This is a genomic window from Candidatus Limnocylindria bacterium (genome assembly GCA_036523395.1).
In the GTDB taxonomy this organism is placed as follows: domain Bacteria; phylum Chloroflexota; class Limnocylindria; order P2-11E; family P2-11E; genus CF-39.
Map to the genome: position 1 here is coordinate 1 of DATDEH010000106.1, position 11,261 is coordinate 11,261.

Genomic DNA, 11,261 nt, shown 5'->3' on the forward strand with positions numbered 1-11,261 from the left:
GCGGCAGCCGCTGCCGGCGTGCGCCGGATCGTCTACATCTCGGGCGCCGGCGCCGCTTCCGACTCGCCGCGCTCGTGGTTTCGCGCCAAGTGGCGCGCCGAGCGGGCCGTGCGCGAGTCGGGCATCGCGTACACGATCATCCGCCCGACCTGGGTCTACGGCCCGCGCGACGTCGCCCTGAATCGCTTCCTCGGTCTTGCGATGCGGTTGCCCTTTGTTCCGCTGACCGGAAGTGGCCGTCAGCTGCTCGCGCCGGTCTTCGTCGACGACGTCGCGCGGCTCGCAGCGGACGTGATCCGCGCTGCTGAAGCCCGCGATCAGGTCTTCGAGGTCGGTGGGCCGGACATCCTGTCGATGCGCGACGTCATCCGCGTGGCGCTGCGGGTCGCCGGTCTTCGCCGTCCGCTGCTCCCCGCGCCCGCTGCGCTTCTGAAGCTCGCGGCTTGGCCGCTGCAGTTCCTCCCGCACGCGCCGCTCACGCCCGATGCCGTCGACTTCGTGAACCAGCCGGCGACGGTGGACACGGCGCCGCTCCTTGCGCGCATGCCGCGCCGGCTCACTCCGCTGGCCGAGGGTCTCGGCAGCTACCTCACACCGCCCCCGGCCAGCCAAACGAGCGCCGGCGTGGGCTCGTCGCCTAAGGTGAGCGTCACATGAGCGAGGCGTTCGGCGTCCTGACCGACGGCACGTGCACGCTCCCCTCCGGGGCGTTTCGGGCACTGGAGGTCGGCGTCGTCCCGCTCCACGTGCGCATCGGAGCGGACTCGTACACCTCAGGTGGCGACGGCGATCTCTCGCACACGCGCTTCTACGAGCTGATCGGCGATCGTGCGCATCACCCCTCAACGTCCCAACCCAGTCCCGGTGAGTGGCTCGCGCTCTTCGACGCGGCTCGTGCGCGGGGTCAGCAGGACCTGCTCGTCATCACGATCGCGTCGGAGATGTCCGGCACGCATGCGAGCGCGATGGCGGCGGCGCGCATGACCGGCCCGAAGGTCGTTGTGGTCGACTCGCGGACGAACTCCGGCGGGCAGGGCCTCATCGTGGACGCGGTCGCTCGCGCGCGCCAGCAGGGCTGCTCGTTCGATGACGCGGTCGCGCTCGCGCAGCGCCTGGCCGGCAAGCCGCGGATCTTCGCCTACGTCGACACTCTCGAGTACCTGCGGCGCAGTGGCCGCGTCCCGGCCGCGCAGGCGATCTTCGGCTCGCTGCTGCACATCAAGCCGATCGTGCGGATCGTCGACGGACGCACCGAGCCGATCGGCCGAGTCCGCACGCGCCCGCGCGCGCTCGCGCGGCTCAAGGAGCTCGCGGCAGAAATGGTCGACGGCCGAGCTGGCGTCAAGATCGCGGTCGTGCACACGAACGCGCCCCAGATCGCCGCGGAGCTCGCGAGCTGGGCTCAAGGTGCGTTCGAGTGCGCCGAGCTGTTCTGCGAAGAGGCGGGTCCGGTGCTCGCGGCCCACGTGGGACCGGGCGTCGTCGCCATCGCGATCATGAAGGAGGACTCGTGAGCGCTCTCGTCGCGACCGTCCTGGCGATGCTGGTGCTCGACGGGCTCTGGCTCGGGCTCGTCGCCCGCGGCTTCTACCGGCAGCACCTCGGCTTCCTCATGGCCGATCAGGTCAACTGGGGCGCTGCCGGCCTCTTCTACACGCTCTACGCCATCGGGCTCACGGTGTTCGTGACCATGCCGAGCATCGACGGCGGATCCGTCGGCACCGCGCTCTGGCGCGGCGCGCTCTTCGGTCTCGTCGCTTACGCCACCTATGACCTCACCAACCAGGCGACCCTGAAGGGCTGGCCGGTCATCGTGACGGCCGTCGATCTCGCTTGGGGGATGCTGCTGTCCGCGGCCGTCGGCGCGATCGCGACCTACGCGGTGCTGCGGATCTCGTGATCGATCTGGGGCTACGGCGCGGCGTTCTTCGCGCCGAGACGCGGCTCGCGTCCGGCCACGAGGCGGCGGATGTTCGCGCTATGCCGCGCGAACACGATCGCCGCGGTCCCGGCCAGGAACGCGAAGTGCGCGCCATCGAAGGTGAGCGCGCCCAGCGCCGCGAGCGCGAGGTAGCCGATCACCGTGAACGTGACCGCGGCGAGCGAGCCGACGGACACGATCCGCGTGAGCGCGATGCCGCCGACGAACGCGGCGAGCGCGATGGGCGCGACCAAGGGGACCAACAGCAGCGTCGCACCGACGGCGGGCGTCATGCCGCGCCCGCCGCGGCCGCGCAGTCCGATGGGCCAGCAGTGACCGGCGACCGCGCCCAGCGCGGCCGCGGCCTGCGCCGCGGTCGCGCCGGCGATAAGCCCGGCGAGCCAGACCGCGAGCGCGCCCTTCCCGATGTCGGCGAGGGCGACCGCGGCCGCCGCACCCGGTCCGAGCGCGCGCATGGCGTTCGTCGCCCCAGTGCTGCCGCTGCCGATCTCACGCAGATCAACACCGCGGTACAAGCGGCCGACGAGGTAGCCGGCGGAGAGCGACCCGATCGCGTAGCCCAGCGCGGCGAGCCCGCCGATCGCGAGCCACGTTTCGGTCGCGTTCACGCCGACGAGTCTAGGCAGCGCCGCACGCGCGTCGTGCGCATCGGGAAGAGGTGAGCGGCATGGAGTCGCTCCCCGTTGCGCTCGCCGGCTTCGCCGCGATCCTTGCGCTGTTCGCACTTCTCTGGCTTGCGAGCCTGCGGCTGCGCGATGCCAGCATCGTGGATCCGTTCTGGGGTCCCGCGTTCCTCCTCGCGACGGGGGTGTACTTCGCGGGCGCCGGCTCCGCGACGCCACGCCGCCTCATCGTGCTCGCGATCGTCGGCATCTGGGCCGTGCGGCTCGGCGTGCACATCTACACGCGCAACCGCGGCCACGGGGAGGACCCGCGCTATCAGGAGTTCCGCCGGCAGGGTGGCGCCTCGTACTGGTGGATCTCGTTCTTCCGGGTGTTCCTGCTCCAGGCGATCCTCGCGTCGATCATCTCGGCGCCGCTCCTGGCGGCGCAGCTCGCCGACGCACCGCTCGGTCCGCTCGACTTCGCCGGCCTGGCACTGTGGGCGGCCGGTCTCCTCTTCGAGGCGATCGGCGACATGCAGCTTCGCGCCTTCCGCGCAGACCCGGCGTCGAAGGGCCGTGTGCTGCGCACCGGTCTGTGGGCGTGGACCCGGCATCCCAACTACTTCGGCGAGGCGGTGCTGTGGTGGGGCTACTTCGTGATCGCGCTCGGCGTCGGCGGCTGGTGGACGATCTTTGCGCCTGCGCTCATGACGTTCCTGCTGGTGCGCGTGTCTGGCGTGGCCCTCCTCGAGCGCGGGCTCGCCGCTCGCCGTCCGGGCTACGCCGAATACATCCGTGAGGTCCCCGCATTCATCCCGCGTCCTCCGCGCGGCTCAGGCACTCAGTAGCGAGCGGCGCTGGGCCGCGGAAGGAGAACATCGATGGACATCGCAGTCACCGACCTCGCCGGCCAACGCCGGTCGTCCGCTTCGACGAGCGTCGCGCTCGACCCGGCTCGGGCACGAGGGCTCGCCCGCTGGAACGCCGCCCTGGCCGCGCTGCACTTCGCGCAGTTCCTGCTCATGCTCGCGGTCTCCCGCACGGAGGCGGCCTTCACCGCGTCGGTCACGTACGTCGTTCCCCGGCTCGAGGCCGGTCGCTTCGTCGGCCTCGACACGCGCGCCAGTCAGATCGTCGACGTGCCGCTGGCCTACGTCGTCGCGAGCTTCTTCCTCATGTCGGCGCTCGCGCACTTCCTTCTGCGCTGGCCGCTTCGCGCGCGCTACGAAGCGTGGCTTCGCCGCGGCATGAACCCGGCACGCTGGGTCGAGTACGCGTTCTCGTCAACGGTCATGATCCTGGCCATCGCGCAGCTGTCGTTCATCAAGGAGTTCTCGGCCCTCGTCGCGATCGCCGGGTGCAACGTCTCGATGAACCTGTTCGGGTGGAGCATGGAGGCGGCCAACGAAGGCCGCGCGCGCGCCGACTGGAAGCACTTCGTGTTCGGCTGTGTCGCCGGCATCATCCCGTGGATCGCCATCGGGGCGAGCCTGGTCGCGTACGCAGTGCAGCCCGACGCCACGCCGATCCCGGCCTTCGTGTGGGCGATCTATGGCTCGCTGTTCGTGGCCTTCAACGTCTTCGCGATCACGATGGTCCTGCAGTACGCGAGGGTCGGGCGTTGGCGCGACTACCTCACCGGCGAGAAGACGTACATGGTGATGAGCCTGGTCGCCAAATCGCTTCTCGCGTGGCAGGTCTGGTCGGGGACGCTCCGCCCGATGTGACCGCTTCACCGCCGCGACGCTGGCGTGCGACAGTGTCCTCATGAGCGACCTGGGGGTTTGAGAACGCGCCCCTCAGGGATGCGACGAGATCGGCGTAGCGCTCGATCAGCACCCGACGCCGATCCCCGGTCGGGATCGCCTCGACCGCGAAGACAGCCTTGCCGCCGCCGAGGGGTAGCCCCGCGACCGCGAGCTTCCGGGTCATCGCTGCGCTCAGGCGGAGGCCGTCGAGGAGAGCGTCGCTCGCGCTGAGCTCCCTCGGCGCGAGCACGCGGCCGACGCTCCACCAATGGGGTGTGCCTGCGACAGCCGGCGCTCATCGTCGGCGACTGTCGTTGCATCGCTGTGCTCTCCTGCTCGAAATTCGTGAGCGGGAAGGGTGCAGGAGCGCATTAGGGTCTTGAGAACCGCGGCGCCAACTATTGGGCTCGAACGCTAAACAGTTGCGTGACCGTTCAGTAGGGTCCTTGAGATCACTAGAAGACTTCACGGACAGATTCCCAGGGAGGGCGCAACGACGGGCGGCAGGCACCGCATTCGTCACCGCGAACTGTTGTGCAGAACTCTCGGACTGTCGCCTTCGGGACCTCATCGTGTTCAAGGAGAGGGCCCCAATTCTCAGGCCAGAAGAGCTGGCCCCAGTTCGCTCTGAAGGGGGCCTGTTCGATGAAGCGCCAGCGAGCCCGCCCCGCGAGGCGGGCTCGCCGTCTGAGCGAGGTCCGCTACTTGGACCCTGCGAACGCCGATGGGAACTGGGCGATGATGCCCGCGCTGAGCGTGTCGGCCATGTGAAGGATGTGCTTGTGGACGACGTCGTAGGCAACGACATCGCCACGCCAATCGCCGGTGAGCCGGGCCACGGCCTCATCGAGTGTGGTGTCGAGGTGGATCTTCATCGCCGCTTGGAGGTCCGGCAGCGGCCACCGCGGATTCGCTGACGCGAGGAACCGCGCGATGCCGTCGCCGTTCGCGTACCAGTCAGCCTTGGCCGCGGCGAAGGCGGTCGCGTCTCCGGTCTTCGCGGCGGTGAGGAGCCTGCCGGCGATCAGGATGTGATCGCGGAGCAGTGCGGTGAGCTGGTCACCGGCCGCGTCGCCGTAGAACGGCTTGATCGCGTTGCCGATGTCCGTCTGGTTCCGAAGGAGCCGGGTCAGCGCGGCATCCGTGTCGGGACTGCCGGCGATGATGCCCACGATGACCTGCCGCGTCCAGACGATGTGATCCTCCCAAAGTTCGCGCATCGCGGAGCGGAACGCGAATTGCTTTGCGACGTTGCTGTTGTCCGCGATGGTGGCGGAGAGGTCGTGATGCGGCTGCGTCGCTGACGCGGAGGACTGGTTGGCGTAGAGAGCTGCGCCCGTGGTGACGAGCGCGAGCATGAGGAGGGCTGCGCCGAGCAGTGCTTTCATGTCTGATCCTTTCGATCGAGATTGTCGCCGCCTAGCGTTTCTAACACTAGTACCTGCTTGTTGTAGAGCGTGGCCTGGCCGGTGTCAAGTCTTTGGATAGTGGCCACCAGCTATAGACTTAGCGCGTGTCAGATCGCCTTGCCGACCAGATCGCGAGGATCTCCGTACTCGATGAGCCGGTGCGTCGCGCGCTCTATCTCTATGTCAGCCGCCAGCCCGAACCCGTCGGCCGCGAAGAAGCGGCTGATGCCGCGGGCACGACGCGTGAGAACGCGGCATTCCACCTCGACAAGCTCGCGCAAGAAGGGCTCCTCGAGACGAGCTTTCGACGTCTCAGCAAGAAGACGGGCCCCGGCGCGGGGCGCCCCTCGAAGCTGTATCGGAGAAGCGCACGGCAGCTCCAGGTCGCGGTACCGGCTCGTCGCTACGAGTTGGCGGCGGAGCTCTTCGCACAGGCGCTCGAGGCGGAAGGAGGCAGAGACGCGCGGCGGAGCGTCGCCGCGGCCGCACGGGAATTCGGCGCCTCGCTCGGCGCGGCTGCTCACGCGCGGCCCGGCCGCGCGTCCGTGTTTCGAAAGGCGCTCGATGTGCTCGAGGAGCAGGGGTTCGAGCCGAGCGAGATGCCTCGCGGCGTGGTGCGTCTGCGCAACTGCCCATTCGACGCTCTGGCGCGAGCGCACCGCGACCTCGTCTGCGGCATGAACCTCGCGTTCATGGAGGGCGTCGTCGCGGGACTCCGAGGGAGCGGCATCCAAGCGACGTTCGATCCGCAGCCGGGTCTGTGCTGTGTGACGCTGAGCGCGAGCCGCGGCGCCTCCGCATCGCGTGCGGCGGGGCTGCCCAGCGGAACCGGAGCGCTTCAACGCGCAGCCCGGCCGCGGCGATCGCGCCGTTCGTAGCTGTTAGCGGACCCGGGAGATCGCCGGGGGGCTGACCTCGGCGCGCGGTCTATGCCCCGAGAATCTGAACGACGTACGCCCGGAGATCGGCTGGCCTGAACGGTTTCGTGATGTAGTGGTCGGCACTCCTCCTTCGGGTGGGCCGGTCAAATGATTCCCAGCAGCACCGCCGCTGGGACAGATGCCATGCCGAGCGCCGTTATCACCGCGAGCGCTGGCGCGAAGACGCGGGCGAGGCCCTCGATCCGCGGTCGAATCAGGCCGAGCGAGTTCATTCCACACCACACACCCGGAACGAGATGCCCGCCGACCGCCAGGGCGGCGGCCATGTACGCCAGCGCGACCGGCCAGGACCGCAGCGCCGTGATCAGGTTCCGGTACGGGCTCGCGGAATCGAACGCGGGGATCGTCGCGCCGAGCGTCAGATGCGCGAGGTGGAACATCACGAAGAGCAAGATGATCGCGCCGGTCGCGTGCGGAATCGGGAACGAGTACACGACGTACGCAGGCGCGACGGGCCTGTACGTCGGCTCGATCCGGGCTGCCGGTCGGATCAGGGTCCGAACATGCGCCGCGAGATGTGCGATCAGCGCCGCCGCGAGCACCACGCGAGCGAGCGTGAGGACCACGCCGGCACCGAACAACGGGGAGCCGAGCTCTCGAAGTGACCGGGCGTATCCGTCGAAAGTGGCGCTGCCGGCGAATGCGAGCAGATTGCCGCCCATGTGCACGACGACGAAGGCGAGCATGACGAATCCAGACGTCGCAAGGATCACTCGGCTATCCACGGACACGCGCGTCGTCGTCCTCGTTGTCGCGCGGACGGCTAGCGCACCTGCGTCGCCAGACATGTCACCCCTCTGTGCCGGGCTTGACTCAGATCCCCTTCGGTAGGGCGCCGCTCAGCTGCATCACCCAGCGCATGCAGCGGTGCCCCACATCAGCGGTGGGCCCGAACATGAGCGGGCAGCCGCCTGGAATGACCCCGATGCCGTTCGCGCGGCAGTACTCGACGGCACCCCGACTCACACTCGTCCCTCCGCCAGGAGGCCCGTGCATCCACACGCGCTTGATGCCGAGCTCCTTGCACTCGCGGACGATCGCGTCGGCGTGCTCTGGGGCCGTGGCGATCACGACCGCGTCGACCCCTCCGGGGATCGAGCGGAGGTCCGGGTAAGCGCGATCGCCCTCCACGCTCTCGGCCCTTGGGTTCACCGCGAACGCCTCATAGCCGCGGTCCTTCAATCGTCGGTAGATGCCGTTCCCTCCGTGCGTCTCGGCGTGCCGCGAGACACCGGAGACCGCGATGCGGCGCTGCGCGAGGAAGTCAGCGGTCAGTGTTGCCATCGGTCACCTCCACTCAGTCCATACGTCACGAACTCGCCCTTGGGAACGACCTCGACGATGCACGCGGACTCCTGTCGTTCTGGCGGCAGCAGGGCGCCCAGCTCCTTCGATCGCAAGAGAGCCTCGTGCGACGCGGCCGGATGGACCTTCGCGGCCGCGTGGAAGCTCACCGTCGCGGGCGGGATCGGTAGGACAAGCGACAGAAGACCACCTCGACGGACCGGCACGGTCACCGAGACGCGCCCACTCGCGGAGATGTGCCGCGCCTTCCAACTGTCCGCGGCGACCGCGATGAAGAGCCGCCGGTCCACTACCTTGTACACGACGCCGCTCGACCTGGGCTCACCCCCGGGCGTGACGTAGCTGACACCGCGAACGATTCCTTGGCGAGTTCTGTCCAGACCTGGTCTGCACGTAGGGTTGTCATCTCAAAGGCCTCCCCAGAACCTTCTCATCGCTGCTGACCGATAGACAAGAGTCCAAGGTCGTCAACCTGCGCGGGGTCGGCTCCGACAAAGCGGATCTGCTACAGACGACGCCGTAGGGCTTTTCCCTGACGGTGAGGGCTCGACAAGGCGCGGTCGTGAGCAGCTGCGCAGAAGGTCCGTTGGACCCTGCTCGGCGCGCGTGCCGCAGATGACCCTTACGAGAGCCGGAGGCAACTCAGGCCACGCGTGCCACGTCGCTTCTCGATCGCGTGGAGGTGCTCGCGTGATCGTCACGACCACTAGCTGTGGTGCATGAGCCTGCTTTGATCCCTGGATCGCACAGGGATCTCGTCGAGTGCCCGCGCGTCGCCGCGCTCACGACGGTAATGGCCGACGGCTATCCCCAGACCTCGGTCGTCTGGTGCGACTTCGACGGCACGTACGTTCGTGTCAATACGATGCGCGGCTTCGCGAAGGAGCGGAATATGCGACGCGACCCGCGCATCGCGCTCCTCTGCTACGACCCGCGTGAGCCGCTGCGCTTCCTGGAGATCCGCGGCACGGTCATCGAGATGACGCAGGAGGGCGCGATCGAACACCTCGATGCCCTCGCCTCGAAGTACGCCGGTCGGCCGGTGCAGTACTTCGGCGGCGCCATCCCTGCTCGGTTCGCCGAGACGGAGACGCCCATCCTGTGCCGGGTGCGGCCGGATCAGGTCATCGCCCTCGACTGGACGAGGCGTTCTCGTTGAGCACGATCGTTTCCGCGGTGACCGTCCCGGCCTCGCACGCCGACCTACTCACGCGGCCGGTCTGCGGCGTCCTCACGACGATGCGTGCCGATGGCCAGCCGCAGTCGAGTCTGGTATGGCTCGATTACGACGGCGAGTGCGTCCGTGTCAACACCACGCTGGAGCGCCAGAAGGGCCGCAACCTGGTCGCCAACGTGCGGTGCAGTCTGCTCGTCGTCGATCCTGACGACACGGGTCGCTTCGTGCAGATCCGCGGCGACGCCGAGCTGATCACGGACGGCGCGCTCGAACACCTCGATGCGCTCACCCGGCGCTACACCCGGCATCCGGCCTATTACGGCCACATCTACCCGGCGGCCCAGCGAAGTAGGGAGACGCGCGTGATCTGCCGAATTCACGCCTGTCGGATCACCGTCGATGCGATTCACGGGTAAGTCGAGAGGCCGAAAGCGCTCGCGCCGGAAACCCCGAACCGCTGAGCTCCCGGGCTCGGCCCCGAACAGCCGCGCACTCGTTCGCACGAAAATTGCGAAAATTTGAGACAGCCACGCACCGCGAGAACCCTTCGAGTCCACGGATAGGCACAAATTGCGCGTACGGGCCGAAGCTACGTGACCGCTCAGTGGGTCCTTGAGATCCTTAGGAGATTCACCTTCGGGCACTCGAGGGGAAGAGCAGCGGCTCCGAAGATCGTCGCGTTGACGTTCAGAACATGCGAGAATCGGTAGGAATTCGCGCCGACGTAGCTCAGCCGGTAGAGCAGCGGTTTCGTAAACCGCCGGTCGGCAGTTCGAGTCTGCCCGTCGGCTCAGAGATCTCGAGGAAACTCGACCCGTTCAACTTCGCCCGGCGCAGACTGCCGTGAGACTGCATCCAAACTGCAGCCACAAGGGCTGGGTTCGTAGTCATGCGACCATCCCCCGAGTCGTCGGCCGCGATCGCCGGTTCGGTCGGGTCGACCCGCCGATCTTCAGTGGGGGTCTCGGTCGACGGCCGCGACGAGCTCAAGCCTCGGCAAGCGGGGCGTGATGGCGCCAACCCCGGCCTCGGTAGCGGCCCGGGGGGTTGCCCGGATACAAGGGTCCAGCAATAGTTGCGCTCGATGGCGGGTCTGTTGCGCACCCTGTTCGGAAACCCGACACCCAAGTTCGACGACCAGTTTGTTCGTCTCGGAGTGCGCACTGAGCCTCTGGTTGGATGGGCCGACATTTCGGGTTACGTCCGAAGAGCGGCCGCGGTGCGATACGCGGCCGAATTGGCCGCGCTCAAAGATCGTTCACCTAAAGAACTCGAAGAAATCCGCTCGCGAGACGCTCCCTATCCGACGCTCGAATTGCCAACTTTTCGCGTGCCCTTCGTCGCCGAGTCGTGCGACCGTGAGTTCCACGACCCACCGGTCCGTTCGTGTACTTGCGGTGTGAAGGCCTACCTCAGTACCGAAGCAGCGCAGCACTTTACACATCGGTACTTCCCAATCGACGACTTCGAGCATTGGGGACTGCTTGCGCTGTGGGGACGTGTCGTGGAAAACAGATTCACCTGCCGCGCGCAGTTCGCTTACCCAATACAGATCATTGCCGTCTCAACGCGTGGCATCGGCTCGGGCCCGGGCTACGACCCGCGGAGGTTCACGCGCGAAGAGGATCGGCTGCGCCACATGTACGGCGTCGCCGTTACATCGCAGCAGTCCGACTGGGAGCCCAATGTCAACACCGCGGTTGGCTTCTCGGCCGAACCAGTTTCCGCAACCAGCGAGCAGGCGAGACGGCTTGTCCTGGAAGTTCTCTCGTCAAGCGCGCCGGGCACACAGGAGCTCACGTCAGCAAGTAGGCGCGACTGATCGGGTTGCCGCCGCTGCCTTGGAGTCTGGAGTGCTGGACGTGTCTTGTGCGCGTGCGTACGTCTTTGACTCGTCCGGTCGGAGACCGACTTCCCGCGGCATGATCTCAATCACCCCGGCCGGTCCGCTTACGCGCGACTCACAATGGAGCCTGACGGACTCTCGCTAGCAAGGACCTCGACGGGATGATAACTCGGTACCGTCGGGTAGAGCCGACCGGCGTCGCGCACGCGCTCCGCGGTGCCCGGGACGCGACCCTGCTCCGAAGCCCGATGCGACCCATGTACCGCGCGCTGCGCGACCGGTTGCGAA

At 67.8% G+C, this 11,261-nt stretch carries 14 protein-coding genes, 1 tRNA gene and 1 pseudogene; 10 read left to right on the forward strand and 6 right to left on the reverse strand.

Annotated elements, in window-relative coordinates; all coding sequences use genetic code 11:
* The 3 genes from VI056_13420 to VI056_13430 all read left to right on the forward strand — a co-directional run.
* Positions 1-657: NAD(P)H-binding protein (locus tag VI056_13420; GenBank protein ID HEY6204027.1), on the forward strand; the 657-nt coding region annotated here is incomplete at its 5' end.
* Positions 654-1,514 (forward strand): DegV family protein, encoded by an 861-nt coding sequence (locus VI056_13425; GenBank protein HEY6204028.1) that lies wholly within the window; start codon positions 654-656, stop codon positions 1,512-1,514. The genes VI056_13420 and VI056_13425, both read left to right, overlap by 4 nt.
* Entirely contained in the window at positions 1,511-1,900 is a 390-nt protein-coding gene (locus tag VI056_13430; GenBank protein ID HEY6204029.1) for a DUF2177 family protein, read from the forward strand. The genes VI056_13425 and VI056_13430 overlap by 4 nt, the downstream gene beginning before the upstream one ends.
* A gap of 11 nt (positions 1,901-1,911) precedes the next feature.
* Here VI056_13430 and plsY read toward each other — a convergent pair whose 3' ends face one another.
* The gene (gene plsY, locus VI056_13435) at positions 1,912-2,550 is read right to left on the reverse strand and encodes a glycerol-3-phosphate 1-O-acyltransferase PlsY (GenBank protein ID HEY6204030.1); all 639 of its coding nucleotides are present in this window, start codon (positions 2,548-2,550) and stop codon (positions 1,912-1,914) included.
* 59 nt (positions 2,551-2,609) lie between these two features.
* Here plsY and VI056_13440 point away from each other — a divergent pair, with 59 nt between their 5' ends.
* Positions 2,610-3,395: a DUF1295 domain-containing protein gene (locus tag VI056_13440; protein HEY6204031.1), complete on the forward strand. Its 786-nt coding sequence runs from the start codon at positions 2,610-2,612 to the stop codon at positions 3,393-3,395.
* Between the two features lie 33 nt (positions 3,396-3,428).
* The gene (heR, locus tag VI056_13445; GenBank protein HEY6204032.1) at positions 3,429-4,274 is read left to right on the forward strand and encodes a heliorhodopsin HeR; all 846 of its coding nucleotides are present in this window, start codon (positions 3,429-3,431) and stop codon (positions 4,272-4,274) included.
* On the opposite strand, the pseudogene VI056_13450 reads toward heR, so the two are convergent.
* Together VI056_13450 and VI056_13455 are read right to left on the reverse strand one after the other, a co-directional pair.
* Positions 4,183-4,518 (reverse strand): annotated as a pseudogene (locus tag VI056_13450) (Glu/Leu/Phe/Val dehydrogenase dimerization domain-containing protein). The gene heR and the pseudogene VI056_13450 sit on opposite strands and share 92 nt — an antisense overlap.
* A 478-nt stretch (positions 4,519-4,996) precedes the next feature.
* Positions 4,997-5,683 carry a hypothetical protein gene (locus tag VI056_13455; protein ID HEY6204033.1) on the reverse strand — a complete coding sequence of 229 codons (687 nt, stop codon included), beginning with the start codon at positions 5,681-5,683 and terminating at the stop codon, positions 4,997-4,999.
* Positions 5,684-5,808: 125 nt separating this feature from the next.
* Here VI056_13455 and VI056_13460 point away from each other — a divergent pair, with 125 nt between their 5' ends.
* Entirely contained in the window at positions 5,809-6,582 is a 774-nt protein-coding gene (locus tag VI056_13460) for a helix-turn-helix domain-containing protein (protein HEY6204034.1), read from the forward strand.
* Positions 6,583-6,728: 146 nt separating this feature from the next.
* On the opposite strand, the gene VI056_13465 is transcribed toward VI056_13460, so the two are convergent.
* Genes VI056_13465 through VI056_13475 form a run of 3 tightly spaced genes read right to left on the reverse strand, consistent with a single transcriptional unit; the run spans position 6,729 to position 8,330 of the window.
* Complete coding sequence (locus VI056_13465) at positions 6,729-7,433, reverse strand: hypothetical protein (protein HEY6204035.1); 705 nt, start codon at positions 7,431-7,433, stop codon at positions 6,729-6,731.
* A gap of 25 nt (positions 7,434-7,458) precedes the next feature.
* On the reverse strand, positions 7,459-7,929 hold the full coding sequence (locus tag VI056_13470) for a CoA-binding protein (protein ID HEY6204036.1): 471 nt from the start codon (positions 7,927-7,929) through the stop codon (positions 7,459-7,461).
* On the reverse strand, positions 7,917-8,330 hold the full coding sequence (locus tag VI056_13475; protein HEY6204037.1) for a pyridoxamine 5'-phosphate oxidase family protein: 414 nt from the start codon (positions 8,328-8,330) through the stop codon (positions 7,917-7,919). The genes VI056_13470 and VI056_13475 overlap by 13 nt, the downstream gene beginning before the upstream one ends.
* A 335-nt stretch (positions 8,331-8,665) precedes the next feature.
* On the opposite strand from VI056_13475, the gene VI056_13480 reads away from it, so the two are divergent.
* The 4 genes from VI056_13480 to VI056_13495 all read left to right on the forward strand — a co-directional run bounded on the left by VI056_13480 (position 8,666) and on the right by VI056_13495 (position 10,949).
* Positions 8,666-9,109, forward strand: coding sequence for a PPOX class F420-dependent oxidoreductase (locus VI056_13480; GenBank protein HEY6204038.1), 444 nt, complete (start codon positions 8,666-8,668; stop codon positions 9,107-9,109).
* Complete coding sequence (locus tag VI056_13485) at positions 9,106-9,543, forward strand: PPOX class F420-dependent oxidoreductase (protein HEY6204039.1); 438 nt, start codon at positions 9,106-9,108, stop codon at positions 9,541-9,543. The genes VI056_13480 and VI056_13485 overlap by 4 nt, the downstream gene beginning before the upstream one ends.
* Before the next feature lie 302 nt (positions 9,544-9,845).
* A tRNA-Thr gene (locus VI056_13490) sits at positions 9,846-9,918 on the forward strand.
* A gap of 293 nt (positions 9,919-10,211) precedes the next feature.
* On the forward strand, positions 10,212-10,949 hold the full coding sequence (locus VI056_13495; GenBank protein HEY6204040.1) for a hypothetical protein: 738 nt from the start codon (positions 10,212-10,214) through the stop codon (positions 10,947-10,949).
* Positions 10,950-11,261 lie beyond the last annotated feature (312 nt).

Bases quoted from the DNA above. Each gene is read 5' to 3' on its own strand.
- VI056_13465 (HEY6204035.1), bottom strand. From the start codon at position 7,433: ATGTCTGGCGACGCAGGTGCGCTAGCCGTCCGCGCGACAACGAGGACG.
- heR (HEY6204032.1), top strand. From the start codon at position 3,429: ATGGACATCGCAGTCACCGACCTCGCCGGCCAACGCCGGTCGTCCGCT.
- VI056_13425 (HEY6204028.1), top strand. From the start codon at position 654: ATGAGCGAGGCGTTCGGCGTCCTGACCGACGGCACGTGCACGCTCCCC.
- VI056_13495 (HEY6204040.1), top strand. From the start codon at position 10,212: ATGGCGGGTCTGTTGCGCACCCTGTTCGGAAACCCGACACCCAAGTTC.
- VI056_13470 (HEY6204036.1), bottom strand. From the start codon at position 7,929: ATGGCAACACTGACCGCTGACTTCCTCGCGCAGCGCCGCATCGCGGTC.
- VI056_13440 (HEY6204031.1), top strand. From the start codon at position 2,610: ATGGAGTCGCTCCCCGTTGCGCTCGCCGGCTTCGCCGCGATCCTTGCG.
- VI056_13455 (HEY6204033.1), bottom strand. From the start codon at position 5,683: ATGAAAGCACTGCTCGGCGCAGCCCTCCTCATGCTCGCGCTCGTCACC.